Below are 22523 nucleotides of genomic sequence, written 5' to 3' on the forward strand. Positions count from 1 at the left end.
AGAAAATCTGTTAAAACAACCAGCGGAAAAACAGAAATAATGTTGCAGACAATATAATGGCTACAGGAAGCGTAAGAACCCACGCCAACGCAATGTTTTTGATAGTGCCAGACTGCAGGTTTTTAATACCCTTGCTGGCTACCATTGTACCGGCAATACCAGACGACAACGAATGGGTGGTACTAACAGGTAGTTTAAACCATGAAGCAAGCCCGATAGTGGTAGCTGCAACCAGTTCGGCAGATGCACCCTGTGCATAAGTCAGATGCGATTTGCCGATTTTCTCGCCAACGGTAACAACAATTCTCTTCCAGCCTATCATGGTACCAAGACCTAACGACATCGATATCATCAGAATAACCCACATTGGGGCATGGTCGGTATATTTTCTGATTCCTTTTTCTTCCTGTACAGCGGCCGCTTTTAATTCTGCTTTGTTGGCGTCACTTAAAATTACATCGGGGTCGTCAACCAGTTTTTTAGCATTGCCACTAATAGTTAATAAAGCTTTACGGGCAGCCAAAGCATTAGCTTTACTTACTTTGTTGCTATCAGCCAGCGATTGAAGAAAACTTACGCTGGTTTTAATCTGGGCTATTCTTCCTTTTTCAATTACTGAGGTCTTGGCGGTATCAATCAGCGCCACTTTGGCCGATATAGTGTCAAGGTCAGGCTTAATCTGTTTAAAATCAATCGTATTATTAATGGCAAAGTAAGCCGGTAATATACCTATCAGAATAAGCATTACCAGACCTATACCTTTTTGCCCGTCGTTACGGCCATGAAAAAAGCTAACGAGTGTACAGGTGGTAATAAGTATGGCTCTTACCCAGAACGGAGGTTCTTCGTTTTTCTTGGGTTCATCAAAAATCTGCTTTCTGATATCTTTATTCAAGGCCCGGCGAAGTGTAAACATCAGGATAACAGCTAAACTGAAACCCACCAATGGCGATAGAAAGAGTGCATAGAATATTTCTTTGGCTTTGTCCCAGTTTACGGCGGCCACGCCTGAGGCGTTATCTGGCAGAAGGGCGTAACCCAGACCTACCCCTAATATAGCGCCAATAAGTGTATGAGAACTGGACGCCGGTATACCAAAATACCAGGTGCCGAAGTTCCAGATAATAGCGCTGAACAGCAACGCCAGTACCATTGCAATACTATGATATACGTTCTGGTCAATCAGTAGCTCAACGGGCAATAGATTTACTATGCTCATACCAACACCAACACCACCGGTTACGACACCAATGAAATTGATTAGTCCAGACCAGACAACGGCCTGTGTTGGCTTAAGTGAATTGGTATAAATAACAGTGGCAACAGCGTTGGCAGTATCATGAAAACCGTTAATAAATTCAAAAGCGCAGGCTGCCAGAAGGCAGAATGAGAGTAGTAGGAAAATGTCGGTTTCTAAGCCAAACATGATTTATTGGGTTTAGTTATAACAGTACGATTATATTGGTGTTTTTTATTTGGTCGCAAAAATCCGAAAGTTTCCTCCATACCCGAAAAAAACCATGTTAAGAAATTGTAAAGGTTGTAAGGCTGCCGGCTGTATCAGGCAAATTTCACAACCTTGTCGAATAACTCCCGCTGGTTAAACGGTTTGGTTATGTACTCATTCATGCCAATTTTCAGGCATTTTTCTTTTTCACCTACCAAAGAGTGGGCCGTCATGGCAATAATGGGGGTTTCATCTTTCAATTCTTCACGAATGGCAACAGTAGCCTGGTACCCGTCCATCTCAGGCATCTGGAGGTCCATGAGAATAATATCAAACTTGTGGGTCTTAACCTTTTCTATCGCAATTTTTCCGTTTTGGGCCAGTTCGGCTTCAAAGCCAAACTTTTCAAGTACCCTTAATGCCAGTTTTTGGTTTAAAACATTGTCTTCTACAAGCAATACTTTAATCTCTTTATTGGTTGTCAGTGTGTCGGTGCTATTACCTGGGGCTTGTTCTGGCAAAGCAGCCATTTTTTTGTAAGTAATTAAAAAACCAAAAGTAGAACCCTTGTTCTCTTTACTTTCAACAAAAATATTACCATTCTGAAGTTCTACCAATGATTTTGAGATACTAAGACCAAGGCCGGTTCCTCCAAATTTACGTGTAGTATCTGAATTGGCCTGAGTAAACCGGTCAAATATCATGGATAGCTTATCATGTGGAATACCAATACCGCTATCGGTAATCTTAAATAATATGGTTACTTCTGTTTCTGTACAATCAGCTTGTTGAACTTCAATATTTACCAGGCCTTCAGAAGTAAATTTTACTGCATTATTAGCCAGATTAAGTAATATCTGGTTTAGTCTGGTTGGGTCGCCCAATACATTTTCAGGTATTGTTTCGTCTATAGTGCATGTAAGTTCAAGCCCTTTTTCGTTGGCTCTGCCCTGTAAGATACTTTTTACTGTTTTTACGGTATCTTTAATACTGAATGGTACTTCTTCAATAACAATATGGCCTGATTCTATTTTTGACAGGTCCAGGATATCGTTAATGATACCCAGCAGATTCTGTGTTGCGATGATAATATAAGAGAGGTATTCAGACTGTTCTTCTGTCAGCGGGCTGTCTTTCAATAAATTGGCAAAGCCAACAATGGCATTCATCGGAGTCCTGATTTCATGACTCATATTGGCAAGAAACACATCTTTTGCATAGGCATTTTTTTCAGCCTGTACTTTGGCTTTTATGAGTTGTTGTTCCATATTAATGCGGTCGGTTATGTCAACAGCATTGCCAATAACATACTTTTCGCCTCCCAAAAGTTCAGACAAAATATTGTTATACATCCAGGTTCTCAGGCTGCCGTCTTTATGCTGAACAAGCATTAACCCCTTGAAGTAGCCCTTTTCATGAATATCACGCAGATATGCTGTTACCCTCTCCGTATATTCCGGCGGTACTAAGTCGTAAAGAGTTTTCTGAAGGATTTCCGGCGCTGAATAACCCAGCAGATAAGCGCCTGCGGGGTTTACCGTAAGAAACTTCCCTTTCAGGTCGTGGGTACACATTAGCCCTTGCGAGTGCTCGAAGAACCCTCTATGTCGCTCTTCACTTAGTTGAAGCAGTCGTTCAGAGTGCTTTTTATCGGTTATATCTTTTGCAATGCCAAGAAAACCTGATATTTCATTTTCCGAGTTTTTGAGCGGTGTCAATGATAATTCCACCGTAATTCTGGCACCATCTTTTCTGATATAGGTCCATTCATTAAAATCTGTTTTTCCGAGGCGGGCTTTGGCAATCAGGGCTTCCCCGGCGCTAGTCAGTTGAATACCTAATTCTTCTGAAACCTTTTGGGCATAAGTTTCAACCTCTTGGTGGTCATGAAATACATCGGCACGCTTTGTACCAATCATTTCGTCAGCGGTATAGCCAAGCATTATTTCTGCACCTTTATTAAAAGTCTTGATAATGCCGTCGTTATGAGTGGTAATAATAGCAATGCCGGAATCGGCATCCATAATGGCTTTCAGCTCCGTATATATTTTATTAAACTCAATATTTATGTGCTTTTCTTTATCAATATCCTGAATAGTACCCAAAATGAAACTGGGCTGGCCGTCTTTATATTCAATGCCGCCCATGGCTCTTATCCATTTTGGGGTTCCATTGGCAGTTATAATTTCTAACTCGGTATCAAAAGACTCGCCTGTATGTATCGCATGATCAATGAGCGCCTCAATATTTGACCTCGTTTGTGGGTCTTTTGAGAAAACTATGCTGTCTTCATAAGTGACAGGAATACCAGGGTTGGTTTCAAGTATCTCCCTTGTAATTTCAGAGAATGTTACGGCTTCGGTTTCAAGATCCAGCTTCCAACTCCCGATTCTGCCAACCCGGTTGGCAGCTTCAAGCAAATTTTTGGTTTCTATCAGTTCTGCTTCAACTTTACGCTGATTGGTGATATCTCTTCCGATAGCGAAATTCTCTTTGGAGTTATTATCTCTGTTGACCGACCAGTTAATTAATCGATAGGTTCCGTCTTGTGCAGAGAACCTGTTATCGAACGAGATAGTCTGGCTGTCATCCGTTAAACTGCTTATGTAGTTTTTTGTACCCTCTATATCATCTGGTTTTAAAAATTCAATAGCTGGTTTAGATTTTAATTCTTCTTCTGTCCAGCCCAGTATTTTGCTAAAAGATGGGTTTACTTTCTTAAAATGTTTGTCTTCACCGGTAATACAGATTAAATCGCTCGATAATTTAAATAGTCTTTCATAATTTTCGAGTTCTGCATTTTTCTTTTTTGAAACAATATGGCTAATGACTTCCTGTGCAAGAATTTCAAGCGCCAGTAATTGATTATCATTTAATTTATTCGGTTTCTGGTCTATCACGCATAAAGACCCCAATGTGAATCCGTTCGGGTCAATCAAGGGGTATCCGGCATAAAACCTGATTTGCGGGTATTCAAGTACCAAAGGGTTATTACGGAAACGATTGTCTTGGGTGGCATCTTCAACCTCCATTACGGTATCACCCAGTATAGTGTACTGGCAAAAAGAAATATCTCTTGGTGTCTCGGGGGCATTAAGTCCGATGTTTGATTTAAACCATTGCCTATTCTCATCAAGAAGGGTAATAATTGAAATCGGAACCCCGCAAATGACTGATGCCAGTTTGGTCAGGCGATCAAACTCTTTTTCGGAGGGCGTATCAAGAATACAATAGCTTTTGAGTGCCTCAAGTCTTTCTTTCTCATTTTGGGGTACGGGTATATCTTTATCCATGTCAATTACAATTCTGCAAAATTTGATTAATAGAGCACGTATTCAACCTTGATTTTAAATTGGATATGGTTTTAAATTGATCAAAACAAATTTTTCTGAAGTGTAGATTGTAAACTAATTTAAATAGGATATTAGTCTGTATAACCAAAAAGCCTGATGTGCATCACTTGCTTTTGGCACAATTAATTGCAATTTTTGCGTGTAATGTAACCGTAAAATTAACAAAAATCATACCATTGAATATTTTTTTTTGAATATATAAGCCGTTATGATACTAAACGCTGAATAACTTATTAAGAGGATACATCGTAAAAATAAACTTATAAATGAGCATTATAATTGGCATTACTGACTGCGGCGACAAACACCCTATCTATGAAAAATGGATACTGGGGCAAAATACTGGCATAAAAATAATCAGGCTGGGATACCGGCAGAATAACCTGGATGATATAAAGCTTTGCGATGGTGTGCTACTGACAGGCGGAGAAGATGTGAATCCGCGGCTTTATTTCAAACCCGAGAATCTGCCCTTGTGCAATCCTGAATTTATGGATGAAAAAAGAGACGAATTTGAGTGGAAGGTATGTGAGTACGTTTTCGCAAATAAGGTGCCATTACTGGGCATTTGCAGAGGTTTGCAATTCGTGAATGTGTTTTTAGGGGGTACACTGATAGGTGATATACCGAGTATCGGCAAGAACAATCATTCAAAATATTATGAAGGAAAAGACCGATACCATCAGATTGAAGTATCTCCTGATTCTACGCTGGCGGGCATTGCCGGAGCCACCAGTGGAGAAATTAACTCAGCGCATCATCAGTCGGTTGATATTCCGGCCCAAACCTTGAAAATCAATGCATTGTCTGAAGACGGTATTGTGGAAGGGCTGGAGTGGAAAACTCCGTCAGACCATGCGCTTACGCTGGTGCAGTGGCACCCGGAGCGGATTGAAAATGAGCATAACCCGTTCAATTACCGTATAAGAGAAGTTTTTATCAACGCCGCTTCTGGTAGATGAGCTATTATAATTGCATGTATTTATGATTTACGACTCGGTTATTATTGGTGGTGGGCACAACGGGCTGGTGGCTGCCTGTTATCTGGCTCAAGCAGGCAAGAAGGTGCTGGTGCTTGAAAAAAATGATTACATAGGCGGAGGCACAACTTCGCAAAGAGTATTTCCGGATTATGAGGCCTACCTGTCGCGATATTCTTATCTGGTAAGTTTATTTCCTGAAGAGATATTTCATGAGCTGAATATTCATGTGCAGCTATTACGCAGAGCAGTAGCTTCTTATACGCCGTACGTTCAGGATGGAGTGCACAAGGGCTTACTGATAAGCAATGTAGATGAAGAGGTGTCGAGAAAGTCAGTTTTAGATTTAGGATATGGTGAAGCAGAGTGGGAGGGGTATCAGGCCATACTGCAAAAACAACAAACTTTTGCCGGGTTGATTTGGGATTCTTTTTTGCAGCCTCTGAAAAGTAAAGAAGAATGGAAAGCCTTTTTTGAAAGTCAGGGACATGCAGAATTGTGGAATAGCTTTGTAGAAGAGCCAATCGGGCAATTAATTGAAACCAATGTGCAGTCAGATATACTCCGCGGAGTGCTGATGACTGATGCCAAAATTGGGTCTTACACACATGCGCATGACCATAGTTTGCTACAGAACCGAACGTTTATTTACCATGTTGTTGGCAATAAAACCGGTGAGTGGCGTGTGCCACAGGGCGGCATGGGGAATCTGGTTGCCCAACTGATTAGCAAAGCGCAAGAATTGGGCGTTGAACTAAAAACGGGCGCATCAGTAGAGCGCATAAAAACAGGGGAGGTTGCCGAAATAACATTCAGCCGGCAAACCAGTCAGCAAATGGTAAAGGCAAAAGATGTACTGGTAAACGCCGCACCACGAGTGCTGGAAAAACTGCTTGGCAACAATGCCCAACCTCCTGTAAGTATTGAAGAAGGCACGGCCTTCAAGATAAATCTTCTGTTGAAAAGATTGCCTCAATTAAAAGACAAAAGCATAACCCCAGAACAGGCGTTTGCAGGTACATTTCATATCAATCAGTCTTTTACTCAAATGCAGGAGACATTCAGGCAGGCTGCATCAGGTAAAATCCCGGCTACCATTGCCTGTGAGATTTATTGTCATACACTTACAGATCCATCTATTTTGTCAGATTACCTGCAAGCCCAAGGCTATCATACCATGACCGTATTCGGGCTTGATTTGCCGTATGAGTTGTTTATTAAAGACAATGAAGCAGCAAAAGCCGAAGTAGTAGACAAATTTCTGAAAGGAATTAACGAATATTTAGCCGAGCCTATTGAAGATTGTCTTGCTCAGGATAAAAACGGTAACTGGTGCATTGAAGCCAAAAGCGCTGTGGATATTGAAAAAGAACTGGGCATGCCACGGGGCAATATTTTTCATAACGGGTTGTCGTGGTTTTATGCTGAAAGCGATGATGCCGTTGGAAAATTGGGTGTAGAGACACCCTGCAACCAAATATTACTCTGCGGCTCTGGCGCGGCCAGAGGTGGTGCAGTTAGCGGCATACCCGGCAGAAATGCCGCAAAGCTGTTAATAAATTAATAGAGGCGGCTCTTAAAGCCGCTTCTAAGGCAAATCTTAGGGTTTCCAACCGGGGCCTTTTACAAATCTGCCCGGCTTAGCATCTGTGTGGGTGCCGCTATTTAATACCTGCTGCCCGTTTACAAACACATGCACCATGCCTTCAGACAACTGATGTGGTTTCTCAAAGGTGGCTTTATCCTGCATTCTGGCCAAATCAAACACCAGTACATCGGCATAGTGGCCAACTTTCAGGCGTCCTCTTTTCTTTACTTTCAGGTTGTCGCATGGTAGAGATGTCAACTTCCGGATGGCCTCCTGCAGGCTAATTACTTTTTCGTCTCTTACATATTTGCCAATTAAGCGTGTAAAGTTGCCATAAGCACGTGGGTGTGCGCTAGATTTAATAAAAACCCCTTCAGGGGCCATAGATGAGGCATCAGAGCAAAAACTCATGTATGGCAGCGTTATCTGCTTTTTTACGTTTTCTTCGCTCATAAGAAAATACACTACATCTACCCTCGAATCATCATTGATTACCAGATCCATTGCGGTTTCATACCATGTTTTCTTTTTCATGGCGGCCACTTCGCTCAGGGTTTTGCCCAGGTATTTTTTCAGGGAATCCTGCTTGAAGCCAATCAGTAAGGTTTTGTCAGGCCCGGCAGCCAGGCATAGGTTTTCCCATTCTTTTTGCCTGGCCTGCATTTCTTCACCAACTTTTATTCTGATAGCTTTTTCTTTCAGCCTTCTGCGCCATTGAGGCAGGCCTCCTTCCTGCACCCAAGGGGGCATGGCAGCATCAAGACCAGTGGCTCCGGCCACATAATTGTACATATCTGTAGTAATGGTAATACCAGCCTTACGGGCGCTATCAATCCTGGCAATTACTTTATCCATTTTCTGCCAGTTATCTTTTCCGGCGGCTTTCAGATGGTAAATTTCAGAGTGTATGTTTGCATCTTTTGCAATTTTAATGATTTCATCTACGGCTTCTTCCAGCTTATTGCCCTCGCTTCTGATGTGTGATATATACATACCTCCGTATTCAGAAGCGGCTTTGGCTAATTCGGTTAACTCGTGCGTATTGGCATAGGTGCCGGGCATGTAAATAAGCGATGAGCCTACGCCCATGGCTCCTTCCTGCATGGCTGTTTTAACCTGCTGCTTCATTCTTTCAAGCTCATCAGGTTTTGGCGGTCTGTTGGCATAACCCAGCTCGTTAGCCCTCACGGTGGCTGCCCCTACGAACGACGCCACATTGGTAGAAACGCCTTTTTTTTCAAGGTATTGCAGATACTCACCCAACGTTGTCCATTCAATTTTGTATTTGATATCGCCCTGAAGTTTTTGTTCATAGGCCTTTACCGAATCGCTTAAGGGCCCCATCGAAGTGCCTTCTCCCATTACTTCAAGCGTAACGCCTTGCATGATTTCGCCCATAGAACGGCCGTCCTGAATCAGGCTTTCGGTACTCCAGCTTAGCATATTTACAAAACCAGGTGATACCACCAGGCCTTGCGCATCAATTGTTTGTTTGGAACCTGACTGGCCCGATAAATTACCTATAAAAGCAATGGTATCGGCATTAATGGCGATATCGGTTTTTTGAGGTTCACCGCCGTTACCATCATATATCATTCCGTTTTTAATGATGATATCGTAACTGGCTTTTTGCTGGCAGGAGGTAAGTGTCAGGACAATAAGCAAGCTGGTCAGAAGAGTTAGGTATCGCATGTGGCTAAAGTTTAAGAAGTATAATACAAGTTAACAGGTGGATAGAAACCTTTAAAACATTGAATTGAAAGTTTTGGGAATAGATGCTACAAAACCTTTTTAAATAGGCCTAATCAGGCTTTTTTTCATAAGTCAGTATAGAAATAGCATAAGGTGTGTTTTCACCGGCCTTGAATTCTTTCTGCTCAGTTATCATGAAATCCTTTTCATCAAATAGAGGGAAGAACGCATCACCTTCAAAAATGGCATGAACAATTGTGAGGTATATTTTGTCTGCTACAGGTATAGCCAGCCGGAAGATTTCTTCACCACCCAGTACAAATACTTCTTGCTGGTCATTACATTTTTCAATGGCTTCTTCTAAACTGTTTACCACCTCAAAGCCCGGGTCTACCTCATAATCCAGCTGACGGGTAATAACGTAATTGCCTGCGTCAGACCAGATACGGTGGGGGTTATCGTAGCTTTTACGACCCATAATCATCTTTTTACCCTTTGTTACCTTTTTCAGATTATCCCAATCGGCAGCAATGGGCTCCCAGGGTAAAGCGTTGTAAAGACCAATGGCCCGGTTTTCACTCATGGCAGCAATTAACGAGACAACGGGCATGTGTAAAGAGTAGTTAAGGTAAAACAAAGTTTAAAAATATCCATTTTTTGTGTTTTAACAAGCGGTTGAGTGTCTGATTTTTTTACCTTTGCTGCCATACGCTCTAGAACACCTGTTAACCTTTTACCCTATTGTACAGCAATACGCTCATACTTTTACTGGCTGTTTTGCTAAGAATTGTCGCTAATCCGCTGGCCAATGTTTTTCAAAAGAAACTAACAGTCAGCGGGGTTTCGGCGTTAACGGTCAATTTTTTAACCTACTTCATTTTAGGTGCAGCCTGCCTTATTTTTAGCGTGAGGCTTGACTGGCACACTACTAACGCTGAATACTACGTCTATTCTGTTATTATGGGATTGTTAGGCGCATTGGGTAACCTTTATCTTGTAAAAGCGCTGCAGATGGGCGACCTTTCTGTTTTAGGGCCTATCAATGCATATAAGGCGGTTATCAGCATGTTAATCGGGCTTTTTGTTTTAAATGAAATCCCAAGTGTGTTAGGGCTGGCAGGAGTAGGGCTGATTATTTTCGGGAGTTACTTTGTGCTGAATACTACAGAAGACGGATTCTCGTGGGCCCTGTTTAAGCGCAAAGAAATACAATACAGAATATGGGCCATGATACTGACAGCCACTGAGGCAATTTTTGTAAAAAAGGTAATTCTGGTTTCGTCGGTTACGCAGGCCTTTTTCAGCTGGTGCTGGTTTGGCGCTTTGTTTTCTTTTGTTTTATTGTTATTTAATAAAATACCCTTGAAAGCGGAGATGCAAAAGCTGAACCTCAGGGCAGTAACTTATATTTGGTTGCTGGTGTGCTGCATTGGTATTGCTCAATTCTCTACCGGATTTATATTCGACCGCATGCCCGTTGGCTATGCACTGTCTTTGTTTCAGTTGTCGGTTCTGGTAAATATATTTCTGGGTTACCGTATTTTTAAGGAAGAAGATATTCTAAAGAAGCTGATAGGCGCCATTATAATGATTGCAGGTTCTGTACTGATAATTTTGTTCTGATATAAAAACATCAGGCTTATACGTGCTGAAATAAGCCTGATGAAGAATAAGTAAAATTACAAGGTATCGTAGTATCTGAAAAGCTCAATGAGCCCTGCTTCGGTTTTCAGGTTAAGGTTATTCTGTTTCACAAATTGCTCCAGCACGGGTCTTTGTGTTTTGGGGAAACTCTGTAAGGCTTTTCTGCCAGTAGATACTACCTGTAGCATATCATCCTGGATGGTAAAAAATTTGTGAGATTTTCTAAATTCTCCTTCATAACCAGCATCGCCTCCTGATGGTTCATATCCGGTTTTATCCGTAAAACGTGAACTTAAAACACAATCATAGCCTTTCAGTAAGATGTTCTTTCTCAGGTATAGGGTTTCCAGAAATACATTGTCATATTTGCGGAAAGTATGGCCTTCAATAGTAAATTCATCTGGTCTTATGGCCACGGCATCAGCACCGGCATTTTTTACAATATAAAGCACATTCTGCTCAATGTTATAGGCCATCAGAAAGGTTACATCCTGCCCGCTTTTGGCGCTTAACTTGCCTTTATACCACCCGTTTTTAAAAAAAGGCGTACCCTTAAAAACCTTCGTAAATTCTTGTAAAGAGTTATTAAGCGAATGCTGCAATTTATAATGCGCAACAAGAGTAGTGTCGCCTTTCTCATTCACAACAATTCTTGTGTCGTTGTTGTCTGATGCTTTTGCCTCTCTGATAAAATAATTATAACTTCTGGCAGGATTATATAATTCTTGTGCTGCCATACACAGTGGCGAAACCACCATAACCAACAAAAGTAGAAGTGCTTTCATAGTTTTGAAAAGAATACGAATAAATATCTATAACAAAAATAACAGATAAAAAAGCATTTTTCCTAGAATCTCTTTGAGTATTTCCGGAGGTTGCTGTTGTATTCTTAAATATCTATGCGCAGACTTCGCTCTTTTAGAGGGCTTCCAGATACAAAGCTTTAAAATCAGCCCTGCTTACCGGTTTCGGATTGTTAGGGTGTGCAAAGTCGGCAATGGCCAGGTCGGCTAATGTTTCTATGTGTTCATCCCGTACGCCTATGTCTCTTAAGCGATGCGGGATATTTACACGGCTGTTGAGGTCAAACAGGTAATTAACCACGGCCTCACCTGATTCATCTTTCAAGTCTAGTGTTTGTGCAATTCTACGGAATTTTCCTTCAAAGCCGGCTATATTAAAACGCATGCCATAAGGTATGTTTACAGCATTAGCTAACCCGTGGTGCGTATCAAGCAACGAAGAAAGCGGATGCGCCAGCGAATGTACTACGCCCAGCCCTTTCTGAAATGCAATGGCACCCATCATTGAGCCTAAAAGCATTTTACTGCGGGCCTCAACATCAGGATTCTTCACTGCTTTTTCAAGCGACTGATGAATCAAAGAAATGCCTTCCAAGGCTATGCCATCGCATATTGGATGGTACATTTTAGCCAGAAATGCCTCCATATTATGCGTGAGTGCGTCCATTCCTGTTGCTGCTGTAACAAAAGGAGGGAGGTCCATTGTCAATAATGGGTCGGCAAAAACAATTTTTGCCAGTAATTTAGGCGAAAACAATATTTTTTTCTGGTGGGTCTCGTCGTCGGCAATGATTGCGCTTCTACCTACCTCACTTCCGGTACCCGATGTAGTAGGTATGGTAATAAAGTGCGGCACATCGTTAGTAACGTAGATATCTCCTCCTATTAAATCATCATATTTAAATAAGTCTTCTCTATGGTTAATACGTAGCACAATGGCTCTGGCTACGTCCATAGCTGCACCGCCGCCAATACCAATAATGCTGTCTCTTTCGGTGCTATGAAAAGCTTCGTCTCCTTTGTAAACGTCTGATTTCACAGGGTTTTTATGGATGTCTGAGAAAACCTCTGTACTGATACCTTTGGCATTTAGGGTTTCAACAATTCTTTTCAGGAAGGGCAATTGCGCTACCACGGGGTCTGTTACAATAAGGGGCTTTGAAAGATTATTGTCTTTCAGGTAATCGGCAAGTTCTTCTACTGCACCTGCTCCGAAGCGTATTTTAGTGGGGAAGTTGTAGGTTAAAATCACAATGAGAAAACGATTAGAATGAATAAAAAACAGAAAAACCATCAATCAAACAAAAGTAATTAATATGCTCGTTTGATTGATGGTTTCGCACTATTTTTTTGCTTACAGGCTTAGTCTCGTCTGCCCAGAAACATGCTCAGATAATACAACAGGTTAGCTACTGCACCCGCCGCCGATACCACATACGTAAGGGCAGCCCATTTCAAGGCATCTTTGGCCATGTCGTGTTCACGAGTGTTTACCACACCCCTTGACTCCATCCAGGCCAAAGCCCGGTTACTGGCGTCATATTCTACCGGAAGCGTAATTAAGGCAAACGTAGCAATTATAGCGTTGGCCGCAATTAAACCCAGTAACACCATTTGCGCCATTGGGGTATTTCTTGAGAATATATAAGCCATAAACATGAACCCGAACATATAGAAGAAGTTCATGGCGTTGGTGGCCACATTCACAACAGGTACCAGTGCCGAGCGCATTTTAAGCGGTGCATAGGCCACAGAATGTTGTACGGCATGCCCGCATTCGTGAGCCGCTACGGCAGCAGAAGCTGCACTATTGCCATTGTACACATCATAGCTCAGGTTTACGGTTTTATTGAGCGGGTCGTAGTGGTCGGTAAGCTGGCCTTCTACCTGCGTAATTCGTACATCATATATACCGTTGTCGTTAAGCATTTTGCGTGCAATTTCAGCGCCGGTCATTCCATTAGATAAGCCAATCTGAGAGTATTGGGCAAATTTGCTTTTAAGCCTCGACGAAACCGCCAGACCCAGCAACATGAAAACAATACTTATTACAAAAATCATAATTATAAGTTTTCGTTAATATTTAATTAAACGACTGATTTTGAATCAAGGTATCAGCCTAAATCCTTTATTTTTTTAATAATTGAGGTAGTAGAGTATCCGTCAACCAACGAAATAGTTTTTACCTCTCCTCCTCTGCCTATAACAAAATCTGCTCCAACAATGTTCTCAATGCTGTAATCATTTCCTTTCACCAGAATATCCGGACAAAGTGTCTCAATTAACTCCTGCGGTGTTGGTTCATCGAACAAAATGACAGCATCTACAAATGCAAGGGCCGACATCATGCGTGCTCTGGCGTATTCGTTCACAACAGGGCGGCTCGGCCCTTTTAATCTACTTACCGATTCGTCTGTATTCAACCCAAGCACCAGCTTGTCGCCCAGATTACGCGCCTTTTCCAGATAATCGATATGCCCGAGATGAACAATATCAAAGCATCCGTTTGTAAAAACGATTTTCTGGCCTTCAGATTGCCACTCTTTTATTTGTTCTTGTGCTTCTTCTTTATTTAGTATTTTCGATTCTGTCATGTGATTTATAATTGCTAAATAATGATATCTAAAGGCTTGTACTTATATTTTGTATATTGAATAAAGAGAAAGTATTAATTACAGTAAAAATTTTGAACCACAGATTGGCACGAAGTTGAATGCACTGAGTTCCACGAAGCAACAGTTGCAAGATTTTGAACAGAATTAGCAGTGAAACTCCGTGCTGAACCCGGTGTAACTCAGTGGTAAAATATTGTCAATATATTAGAAAGTTAAAGAAATCTACCCTCAAATCAAACAATTTGCGCCTTTTTCTTGGGCAATATAAACGTCAGTAAAAAGGCTGTAACACCAAAGATAACCACAAAGAACAGTCCTTGCATAGCGTGTAGAAAAGTAGCCAGCGTGATGCCGTCCTGCTCTGAAAGCCCATATAAAACTACAATACTGCCAACCAGAAAATGGTAACTGCCGATGCCTCCCTGCGTGGGTGCTGCCATACCAATAGAGCCCATCACAAAAATGGTCAATGCCGCTAATGGCGACAGGTTAGCGGTTTCAGGTAAAGCAAAACACAATACGTATGTGGTTATATAATATAGCGTCCAGATTAATACAGTATGGAACACAAATGCCCCCGGATTTTTAAGATTGCGCACACTTAAAAAACCACTGGCTAGCCCACCAATAAACCCGCTTATTTTCTGATAAAGCGGCAGTTTCGAAATCCTGTCAATATTACGTTTAAAGGTAAAATAAGCCATAATAACCAGAATTACCAGTGCTGTTCCAATACTTGCCAACAGAACCGGATTCTTGAACTTGTTGCCAAAGAAATTAAAGAAGAATGTGCTTAATCTGTCAAATTCCAGAAACAAGTTGAGCAGGATGAGGACCAGTAAAACCAACACATCGGCAATGCGTTCTGCTACCACAGCTCCGAACGATTTTTCAAACGGTATATCCTCCAGCTTATTAAGGGTACCACAACGGGCAAATTCGCCTGCCCGCGGAAAAACCAGATTGGCCAGGTAGCCCACCAGAACTGCCAGCGTTGTTCTGAAAACCGAAGGCTTGTAGCCCAGGGGTTCAAGCATTAATACCCATCGGTATGCCCTGCTCCAATGAGCAGCCAGAGCAAGTATGGCAGATAAACCCACCCAGCGATAATCAGCCTGTTTGATTTTTTCCCAGAGGGTGTTCAGGTCTATGTCTTTAAAAACAAACCATAATAAACCTGCGGCTACAGCCAGTGAGATAACATATTGCAGTATTTTTTTCATTTTACAAGACGATTATTCTCATCAGGAAAAACAACCAGTGGTTTGTGGGTTTTAGCCTCCTCTGGCGACATCCAAGCATAAGAAATAATAATCACTATGTCTCCCACCTCGGCTTTTCTGGCCGCGGCTCCGTTCAGGCATATAATACCAGAACCCCTCTTGCCTTTAATAGCGTAAGTTTCAAGGCGTTCGCCATTATTGTTGTTCACAATCTGCACCCGTTCGTTCTCCATAATACCCGCGGCATCAAGCAAATCTTCATCAATTGTAACGCTCCCAACATAGTTGAGCTCGGCCTGGGTTACTTTTACTCTATGGATTTTCGACTTAAAAATATTAACAAGCATATTTACCTTCCTTTTTGAATGTGGTGCAAAATTATAAAATTGCTCATTAAACAAACGTTGAGGGATTGAATAAAATTCCTTACGCCTCATTTAGGCCGACTGACCAGCGCGGATACAATAAAAGCTCCCACAGGAGCCTTCATTTTTTTTATAAACATGAATAAAGGTTATTTTGAAGCCACTGTAACACCATTGGTTTTCAGAATCTGGTAAAAGAAATGCACATGGTAAGGCAAAGAGTTTTGCCAGTACGGCCAGGTATGGGCACCGGGTCTTTCTGTGTAATCGTGGGGTACATTGGCATAGAGCAGCCTTCTGTGTAATTCTCGGTTGGTATCAATCAGGAAATCGTCTACACCACAATCTATAATAATAGGCATACCATTTTTCTTGATGGTTTCAACCATATTGATGATCGAGTTTTTAGTGTAAACCTCATCTTCCGGATTATCGGTACCCAATAGTTTGTTAAACCGGTCTTTAATTGACTTGGCGTAATCGGCACTGATTTTAAACTTCGTCCAGTTCATGTCCATCGCACCACTCATGGTTCCTGCGGCACAAAACAAATCAGGGTGCCGCGTTGAAAGATACATAGCGCCATGCCCACCCATTGACAGCCCCGTTATTACACGTCCTTTATTGCTTTTTACAGTACGGTAGGTAGCATCTATTTTCTGAATTACCTCTTTGGTAATATAGGTTTCAAATTTACTGGCGGCATCAAACGGGCTGTCAAGATACCACCCGAATATTTCTCCTTCAGGCATTACTATAATCATATTATATTGGTCGGCCAGGTTTCTTACGGTCATTTTGTCTGGCGTTTGGTTCAGCCAGTCGCTGAAGTGTGCCGAGGCCCCATGGAGTAAATATAAAACAGGATAAGATGCTTTGCTGCCTGCATAAGAAGACGGCAATACCACAGCGGCTTTATAGGCTTTGTTCATAACCTTGCTGGGTACATCGAGGGTATCAACAGTTGAAGCGCTTGCATAGTAGCTTGAAATAAGCAACATCAGCAGAAAACTCCATAGCGTTGGTGTTGAAGTTTGTTTTATTATCGTCATTATCAGGTGATTTTTATTTTCTGTAGGTACTTTGCCCGTTGTAAGGCAAGCAGACTGGTAACACTGGCAAATCTAATGAATTTATATAATTTTTCATTGAAGAAATAAAACATAAAAGTGAATATGCGCCAGTTACAGCTATATTTTTGTCGGTTTTCTGTAAGCGGGTTTATAAGAAATGTACAAATTGTAAAATTATCAAATGGTTGTTTTTACCTACTTTGGGCGGTCTGGTCTGAGGCATGTTTTTATGTAAATAAAAACAAAAGAATATTTTTTTCTTTTGGTAATTAACCTGCTGTTGCTTACCACTTTATTGTTACTTTTGCACCCTTGTAAAGCTACACACGTATGATTAGAAAACTACTTCCTTTTTTGTTTATTATCACACACCTTTCTTTTGCTCAGGACGCATCGGTATTCAAGCCTGATTCAATAAAAAAGACAATTGAAGCCAAAGCTATTACCTCTTCGCTGAAAGTAGACGGCGTGATGAATGATGCCGAATGGAAACTGGCGCGGCCTGTTTCTGATTTCATTCAGATTGAGCCTTTTCAGGGCAAGCAGCCCAGTCATAAAACCGAGGTAAGGGTTTTGTATAATAAACATTACCTGTATTTTGGGATTTTTGCCCGCGATTCGCTGGGGAAAAAGGCAATCAGAGCTACTGATTTTAAAAGAGATTTCAATATCAGACAGCACGACCTGGTGGCTTTATCGTTTGATGGGTTCAATGATAAACGTAATGCCATGGCGCTTGTAACTAACCCCTATGGTGTGCAACGAGACCTGTTGTCTTTTGATGATATTTATTATGACCTCGACTGGGACGGCCTGTGGCGCGTACGCACTACCAGAACCGACTCTGGCTGGGTAGCTGAAATGGCAGTGCCTTGGCAAACGTTACGGTATCCGAAAACCGCTCAACAGGCTCAGGACTGGGGCTTTAATTTCTATAGAATCCGCAGGCTTACTAACGAACATACTGCTTTTTCGCCCTATCCGCGTTCGTTCAGGTATACACGTATGGACTATGCCGGCACGCTAACCAATCTGCAGCCACCGCCACCATCAACCAATATCAGAGTGCAGCCTTATGTGCTGACCTCATTTGACAGATACCGGAATTTCAGCAACAGGCCTGATGATAATAATTTGAAGGTTGGCGGCGAAATAAAATGGGCCATTAACCCCAATGCAATTCTTGACCTGACAGCCAATACAGATTTTGCACAGGCCGATGCCGACAGGCAGGTAAACAACGTAACACGGTTTTCTGTGTTTTTCCCTGAAAGACGGCAGTTTTTTCTTGAAAACGCTTCTTTGTTTGGGGTAGGTATAGGCCCCAGCGATGATTTGGCTGGCGGAACGATGCGGGTTCAGCCATTTTTTAGCCGCAGAATAGGCCTGGATGATAGCGGTAATCCGATTCCGATTGATGTGGGAGGCCGATTCGTGTACCGTTCGCTTAAAAGAAACTATGGTGCCATAGCTATGCGCCAGCGTGAAGTAGGTGATACCCCCGGCACAAACTATTTTGTAGGCAGGTATTCAGAAAACTTTGGAAAGCAAAACCGTCTGGGTGGATTAATGACGGTAAAAAACAGGCCTGATGGTTCTAATATTACGGGTACCATCGACGGGTTCTTCCGGCTAGGAGAGTCTCACTCCTTAAACACAATGGCGGTTTATTCTACTTCTACTAACGGAGGTAAACAGGGTTTTTCAGGTCTGGCGCAATACTATTACACCACCAATCAGCTGAAAGTGTGGTGGACACAGTCTGTGGTAACCAAAGATTTCAATCCTGAACTGGGCTTTGTGTCCAGAAGTAATGTTATAGGTACCACCCCCGGAATATTTTTCTATAACAGGGGTAAGTGGATTCCGTTCAAGAAATTTGTAAGAGCCTTTGAACCCGGCATCATGACAGAGTTTTATCATCAGGCTTCTACCGGTAAACTCATTGAACGCCAGTTGAATCTGAATCCCATCTGGTTTAATTTCCAGCGCGGTGGCTTTTTTGGTTATCTGGTTAATCCCACCTATCAGCGGCTTACAGAGCCATTTCAACCGCTGGGCGTTTATATAGGGTCGGGCGAATACAATTATGTGCGCCACCAGATTTATGCCAGTACAGACCCTTCAAAGGTTATCAGTCTGAATACAGAGTTTAACTGGGGTACTTACTTTGACGGCCGGTTAAACGGGCACGATATACGTATGCAGCTGGCGCCCATACCGCATGTGTCAGTTGTGGCAAGGTATAACCGTAATCATTTCAGAAATGTAGGCGAGCAGAAGACTACCACCAACGTAGACCTTTATAGTATTGAAGGCCGGTTTGCACTTAATCCGCGTGTACAGTTAATCGGATTTTATCAGAAAAATTCAGAGAACCGGTCGCAGAATTATAATATACGTTTGTCTTGGGAATACCAACCCTTATCGTATATTTACATTGTCTTTAATCATAGAGGGTTCGACAACCTCCAACTGAAACAAACGCAGACAGAAGACCATGTAATTGCCAAATTGAGTTATTTAAAACAATTCTGATATGAGACTTTTGCTGCTGTTAACTGTGGCTATCTGCCTGTTTAATGCCTGTTCATCAAAAAATAAGGAACAGAAACCAGATTCGGTTGCTTTGCCAACCAACACCACCGGCACTACGCCTTTGGCCAAAGAAGACTGGGAGTGTATTGCAGGCGAAAAGGCAGGAGTGATAACCGCTATTACCAGCGAACAAGAACTGATTGAAAAACTGGGTAGCGCGAATGTAAGCGCACATGATACCGTTTTTGGGGCTGAAGGCTTTTTCTCTATTGGTACCATTCTTTTTAAAGGTACTCCAAATGAAGCCCAGATAGTATGGAAAGATACCACCCATTTCAGAAACCCCGAATACGTTGAATTAGGCTTTGCCCCAACCGGACAAGAAGGTCAAATCAAGTGGTTTACTAATACCGGAATAAAAGTGGGCACTACCCTGAAAGAACTGGAACAGATAAACGGAGGCCGTTTCAGGTTTTCCGGGTTTGGTTGGGACTACGGCGGAACCGTAGTTGACTGGGCGGGAGGCAAGCTGGCTGACCCTCATTCGCCCGGTTTGCTGTCTGTTATTCTGGCTTATGAGTTTGAGAATCCCGCCGTACAAACCGTGGCTGATAAACTGCTGGGTGATTCTGCCTTTGACTCAACCGACCCTAATGCCCAAAAACTGAATCCGTATGTGGCACATTTTATCATCAGTTTTAGGTAATATTACATTTTTAATAATAAAAAAATGTCTTAATGACTTAAAAATCAATTGTTTATTTTTTATTTGTAGTCTGTTTATTAAGTTCACTATCAAACAATAATAGCTTAAACCCATTTACAACATGGCAACCAAAAAGAAAACCGAAACCGATAAGACAGAAGAATTAGAAACAACGTCTGATGCAGTATCTGATACCAAGGCTGCCATAGAAGAAAAAGTTGGAAAGGGGAAAAAGAAATTGGCGGAAGTGAAAGCTGAAATTTCAGAAAAAGTAGACGAAGCTAAAGCAAAAGTGGAAGAAGTCAAGGAGGAAGTTGTTGAAAAAGCTGAAGAGTTTAAAGCAGAGGCAGAAACCGCCGCCATAGCTTTAGAAGAAAAACTGGCTGAAGTAAAATTAGAAGCAGCAGTTGAGCTGGAAGAAATAAAATCTGATGCAAGTGATGCCATTGCAACAGCAGAGGCCAAAGCGGAAGGCGTAAAAGAACAGCTAAGCGAGAAGGTGGAAGATATAAAAGAAGATGTGGCAACAGCTATTGGAGCCGCCAAAGAAAAAGCTAAGGAAACAGCTGCTGAGGCTGCTGATAAGTTTGAGGATTTAAAGGCAGAGGCCAAAGAAGCAGCAGCATCGGCAACTGCAAAGGCCAAAGAAGTGGCTGCCGAGGTAGCAGAGAAATTTGAAGACTTTAAGGAAGAAGCGAAAGAAACAGCTGCCAAGGCAAAAGCCAAGGTGCAGGAGTTTGCTGCTGAAGCAACCGAACAAATTGAAGAGTTAAAAAATAAGTATGCTTCAGAAGAAAAAATCAATGAGTTAAAGAATCAGGCGGCTGAAAAACTGGAAGATATCAAGGAAGATGCTGCCGATGCCATAGAAACAGCCAAGGTAAAAGCACAGGAACTGGCCAATGAAGCAACTGAAGCGGCAGATAAAGTTACCGAAAAAGCCAGAGGGTTCTGGAGCCGCTTATTTGGCAAAAAGTAATCGGATGCTTTTTTACGTTTAAATACGAGCGTGCAATTGTAACTGATACTATTGCACGCTTTTTTTAAAATCCGGAAATGCTAAGCAAGGTATTTACCGAGGGTCTGCAATTTTAATTCGGTCTCAATCCACTCTTTTTCAGGGTTTGAATCTACGGTAATCCCGCATCCGGCATATAGTGTGGCAATGCCGTTCTGTAATTTCATAGTACGCAGGTTAACAAAGATGTGTGACTCCTGCTGAATGTTAACCGGGCCAAGAAAACCACTGTAAAACTCGCGGTCATACTTTTCGTTATCCAGTATGAATTGTCTGGCAGGCTCTTTGGGCATGCCACAAACGGCTGATGTCGGGTGCAGTAAATCTAGCATAACCGTAGCCAGCTGTGGGAAATTGATATCAACGGTGTCAATTGTAAAGTCCATTCGCAGGTGCATCAGGTTGCCGGCAATTACGGTTTTGGGGCCGTCTTCTTCAAACTCACGCACCCTTATTTTCTTAAGGCAATTGACAATATACCTGCTCACCAGTGCATGCTCTTCTATTTCTTTTTGTCGCCAGAGTGCTTCAGATGTTTTAATAAGGTGGCCGTCTGCATCATAGGCCGACTGAGTACCTGCAAGTGCCATCGTGCGGAACTTGCCTTCTGCGTCCTGGCTCACCAGAGTTTCCGGCGATGCCCCAATCCATATAATACCTGAACTAGGTATCGACACCACAGAGACAAAGGCGGTTGGGTAAGCAGTACAAAGTTTATCAAATAAGGTAACAACCTCAAAATCTGCAGGAATACCCATCTTTTTTGTACGAGACAACACCACCTTCTGAAACCTGCCTTCCTCAATCTGTTTTATGGCCTCATTCACTTCGGCAATAAAATCTTCATGGGTTGTAGATGCTTCCTGTGGTTTATCGGCGTGGGTATGGGCAGGTTTTAACCCTGCTCTCTGGGCATTAATTAATTCAATAAAACCGGGGTCAACTGAAGACGGACTGATAACTTCTTCAAAACTTTCAGGATTTGAATTATCTGCAAAAACGTAATGTAAATCAGCTTTAATAAAATAGGTGTCTTTACCCTCAGGATTGATGAAAGGAGAAAACGCAAAACCCGGCCCGAACTCCTCAAAATCAATCTTTACCTGTTCCGGGCTTTTAAGAAAAGAGGTAAGAAAATGTCTGTCATTTTGTTTAGGCAAACGCCACATCACGGTTGGTAATCCTACTTGTAAGGCTGCATTCCAAAGTGTTTGCCTGAAACTGTTTGTCCTTGAAGTCGCTGTTGTCATATCCTGAAACTATACCTTAAGCAAAAGCTAAGATATGTGGTAATTAATTGTACAATTACAATATACAACAAATATGATTTGAAAACCTCTCAAAAAAAAGCAGAAGTTTTTAAGATATAAGTTTTTTGGTTGTTTTTTGATTAAAATGTACAAAATTCGGCCGGCATTTCTTTAAAACTTCGTTCCTTTTAAGCACATTTTAACTGGCAAACCCTGAATCTGCGGCTT

Annotated in this window: 18 protein-coding genes; 6 read left to right on the plus strand and 12 right to left on the minus strand. The window is 42.0% G+C overall.

The features are described 5' to 3' along the window. Window positions 1–10: 10 nt before the first annotated feature. A complete protein-coding gene (locus MB380_RS04870; RefSeq protein WP_253533687.1) occupies window positions 11–1426 on the minus strand; it encodes an inorganic phosphate transporter in 1416 nt (471 codons plus the stop codon). 134 nt (window positions 1427–1560) lie between these two features. Beyond that, window positions 1561–4740: a PAS domain S-box protein gene (locus MB380_RS04875; protein ID WP_253533688.1), complete on the minus strand. Its 3180-nt coding sequence runs from the start codon at window positions 4738–4740 to the stop codon at window positions 1561–1563. A 326-nt stretch (window positions 4741–5066) separates the two neighbouring features. On the opposite strand from MB380_RS04875, the gene MB380_RS04880 reads away from it, so the two are divergent. Together MB380_RS04880 and MB380_RS04885 are read left to right on the plus strand one after the other, a co-directional pair. Continuing rightward, window positions 5067–5762 carry a gamma-glutamyl-gamma-aminobutyrate hydrolase family protein gene (locus MB380_RS04880; protein ID WP_253533689.1) on the plus strand — a complete coding sequence of 232 codons (696 nt, stop codon included), beginning with the start codon at window positions 5067–5069 and terminating at the stop codon, window positions 5760–5762. Window positions 5763–5784: 22 nt separating this feature from the next. Further along, window positions 5785–7344, plus strand: a complete 1560-nt coding sequence (locus MB380_RS04885) for an NAD(P)/FAD-dependent oxidoreductase (RefSeq protein WP_253533690.1) — start codon at window positions 5785–5787, stop codon at window positions 7342–7344. A gap of 36 nt (window positions 7345–7380) precedes the next feature. On the opposite strand, the gene MB380_RS04890 is transcribed toward MB380_RS04885, so the two are convergent. Then, window positions 7381–9060 (minus strand): amidohydrolase family protein, encoded by a 1680-nt coding sequence (locus MB380_RS04890; RefSeq protein ID WP_253533691.1) that lies wholly within the window; start codon window positions 9058–9060, stop codon window positions 7381–7383. A 109-nt stretch (window positions 9061–9169) separates the two neighbouring features. Beyond that, window positions 9170–9670, minus strand: coding sequence for a dihydrofolate reductase (locus tag MB380_RS04895; RefSeq protein ID WP_253533692.1), 501 nt, complete (start codon window positions 9668–9670; stop codon window positions 9170–9172). Between the two features lie 131 nt (window positions 9671–9801). On the opposite strand from MB380_RS04895, the gene MB380_RS04900 reads away from it, so the two are divergent. Further along, a complete protein-coding gene (locus MB380_RS04900; RefSeq protein ID WP_253533693.1) occupies window positions 9802–10683 on the plus strand; it encodes an EamA family transporter in 882 nt (293 codons plus the stop codon). Between the two features lie 56 nt (window positions 10684–10739). On the opposite strand, the gene MB380_RS04905 is transcribed toward MB380_RS04900, so the two are convergent. The 7 genes from MB380_RS04905 to MB380_RS04935 all read right to left on the minus strand — a co-directional run bounded on the left by MB380_RS04905 (window position 10740) and on the right by MB380_RS04935 (window position 16762). Beyond that, window positions 10740–11489 carry a hypothetical protein gene (locus tag MB380_RS04905; protein WP_253533694.1) on the minus strand — a complete coding sequence of 250 codons (750 nt, stop codon included), beginning with the start codon at window positions 11487–11489 and terminating at the stop codon, window positions 10740–10742. 133 nt (window positions 11490–11622) lie between these two features. Continuing rightward, window positions 11623–12759 (minus strand): iron-containing alcohol dehydrogenase, encoded by a 1137-nt coding sequence (locus MB380_RS04910; RefSeq protein WP_253533695.1) that lies wholly within the window; start codon window positions 12757–12759, stop codon window positions 11623–11625. A 110-nt stretch (window positions 12760–12869) separates the two neighbouring features. Continuing rightward, entirely contained in the window at window positions 12870–13568 is a 699-nt protein-coding gene (locus MB380_RS04915) for a zinc metallopeptidase (RefSeq protein ID WP_253533696.1), read from the minus strand. A gap of 53 nt (window positions 13569–13621) precedes the next feature. After that, entirely contained in the window at window positions 13622–14101 is a 480-nt protein-coding gene (rfaE2, locus tag MB380_RS04920) for a D-glycero-beta-D-manno-heptose 1-phosphate adenylyltransferase (protein WP_253533697.1), read from the minus strand. A gap of 254 nt (window positions 14102–14355) precedes the next feature. Further along, window positions 14356–15345, minus strand: a complete 990-nt coding sequence (locus tag MB380_RS04925) for a lysylphosphatidylglycerol synthase transmembrane domain-containing protein (RefSeq protein WP_253533698.1) — start codon at window positions 15343–15345, stop codon at window positions 14356–14358. Then, window positions 15342–15692, minus strand: coding sequence for an aspartate 1-decarboxylase (gene panD, locus MB380_RS04930; RefSeq protein WP_101727585.1), 351 nt, complete (start codon window positions 15690–15692; stop codon window positions 15342–15344). The genes MB380_RS04925 and panD overlap by 4 nt, the downstream gene beginning before the upstream one ends. A gap of 167 nt (window positions 15693–15859) precedes the next feature. Then, window positions 15860–16762 carry an alpha/beta hydrolase family protein gene (locus MB380_RS04935; RefSeq protein WP_253533699.1) on the minus strand — a complete coding sequence of 301 codons (903 nt, stop codon included), beginning with the start codon at window positions 16760–16762 and terminating at the stop codon, window positions 15860–15862. 351 nt (window positions 16763–17113) lie between these two features. Here MB380_RS04935 and MB380_RS04940 point away from each other — a divergent pair, with 351 nt between their 5' ends. From MB380_RS04940 to MB380_RS04950, 3 genes are all read left to right on the plus strand, one after another. Further along, a complete protein-coding gene (locus MB380_RS04940; RefSeq protein ID WP_253533700.1) occupies window positions 17114–19321 on the plus strand; it encodes a carbohydrate binding family 9 domain-containing protein in 2208 nt (735 codons plus the stop codon). A gap of 1 nt (window position 19322) precedes the next feature. Further along, window positions 19323–20027, plus strand: a complete 705-nt coding sequence (locus MB380_RS04945) for a hypothetical protein (protein WP_253533701.1) — start codon at window positions 19323–19325, stop codon at window positions 20025–20027. A gap of 121 nt (window positions 20028–20148) precedes the next feature. After that, window positions 20149–21006, plus strand: coding sequence for a hypothetical protein (locus tag MB380_RS04950; RefSeq protein ID WP_253533702.1), 858 nt, complete (start codon window positions 20149–20151; stop codon window positions 21004–21006). Window positions 21007–21086: 80 nt separating this feature from the next. Here the strand turns inward: MB380_RS04950 and MB380_RS04955 are convergent, their stop codons facing one another. Beyond that, complete coding sequence (locus MB380_RS04955; protein WP_253533703.1) at window positions 21087–22295, minus strand: chorismate-binding protein; 1209 nt, start codon at window positions 22293–22295, stop codon at window positions 21087–21089. Between the last annotated feature and the right edge of the window lie 228 nt (window positions 22296–22523).

Source organism: Emticicia sp. 21SJ11W-3 (assembly GCF_024138715.1).
Classification (GTDB): domain Bacteria; phylum Bacteroidota; class Bacteroidia; order Cytophagales; family Spirosomataceae; genus Emticicia; species Emticicia fluvialis.

Excerpts from the sequence above, each read along its gene's own strand:
- MB380_RS04870 (WP_253533687.1), bottom strand. The coding sequence starts at position 1,426 with ATGTTTGGCTTAGAAACCGACATTTTCCTACTACTCTCATTCTGCCTT.
- MB380_RS04875 (WP_253533688.1), bottom strand. The coding sequence starts at position 4,740 with ATGGATAAAGATATACCCGTACCCCAAAATGAGAAAGAAAGACTTGAG.
- MB380_RS04880 (WP_253533689.1), top strand. The coding sequence starts at position 5,067 with ATGAGCATTATAATTGGCATTACTGACTGCGGCGACAAACACCCTATC.
- MB380_RS04885 (WP_253533690.1), top strand. The coding sequence starts at position 5,785 with ATGATTTACGACTCGGTTATTATTGGTGGTGGGCACAACGGGCTGGTG.
- MB380_RS04890 (WP_253533691.1), bottom strand. The coding sequence starts at position 9,060 with ATGCGATACCTAACTCTTCTGACCAGCTTGCTTATTGTCCTGACACTT.
- MB380_RS04895 (WP_253533692.1), bottom strand. The coding sequence starts at position 9,670 with ATGCCCGTTGTCTCGTTAATTGCTGCCATGAGTGAAAACCGGGCCATT.
- MB380_RS04905 (WP_253533694.1), bottom strand. The coding sequence starts at position 11,489 with ATGAAAGCACTTCTACTTTTGTTGGTTATGGTGGTTTCGCCACTGTGT.
- MB380_RS04915 (WP_253533696.1), bottom strand. The coding sequence starts at position 13,568 with ATGATTTTTGTAATAAGTATTGTTTTCATGTTGCTGGGTCTGGCGGTT.
- rfaE2 (WP_253533697.1), bottom strand. The coding sequence starts at position 14,101 with ATGACAGAATCGAAAATACTAAATAAAGAAGAAGCACAAGAACAAATA.
- MB380_RS04925 (WP_253533698.1), bottom strand. The coding sequence starts at position 15,345 with ATGAAAAAAATACTGCAATATGTTATCTCACTGGCTGTAGCCGCAGGT.
- panD (WP_101727585.1), bottom strand. The coding sequence starts at position 15,692 with ATGCTTGTTAATATTTTTAAGTCGAAAATCCATAGAGTAAAAGTAACC.
- MB380_RS04935 (WP_253533699.1), bottom strand. The coding sequence starts at position 16,762 with ATGACGATAATAAAACAAACTTCAACACCAACGCTATGGAGTTTTCTG.
- MB380_RS04940 (WP_253533700.1), top strand. The coding sequence starts at position 17,114 with ATGATTAGAAAACTACTTCCTTTTTTGTTTATTATCACACACCTTTCT.
- MB380_RS04945 (WP_253533701.1), top strand. The coding sequence starts at position 19,323 with ATGAGACTTTTGCTGCTGTTAACTGTGGCTATCTGCCTGTTTAATGCC.
- MB380_RS04950 (WP_253533702.1), top strand. The coding sequence starts at position 20,149 with ATGGCAACCAAAAAGAAAACCGAAACCGATAAGACAGAAGAATTAGAA.
- MB380_RS04955 (WP_253533703.1), bottom strand. The coding sequence starts at position 22,295 with ATGACAACAGCGACTTCAAGGACAAACAGTTTCAGGCAAACACTTTGG.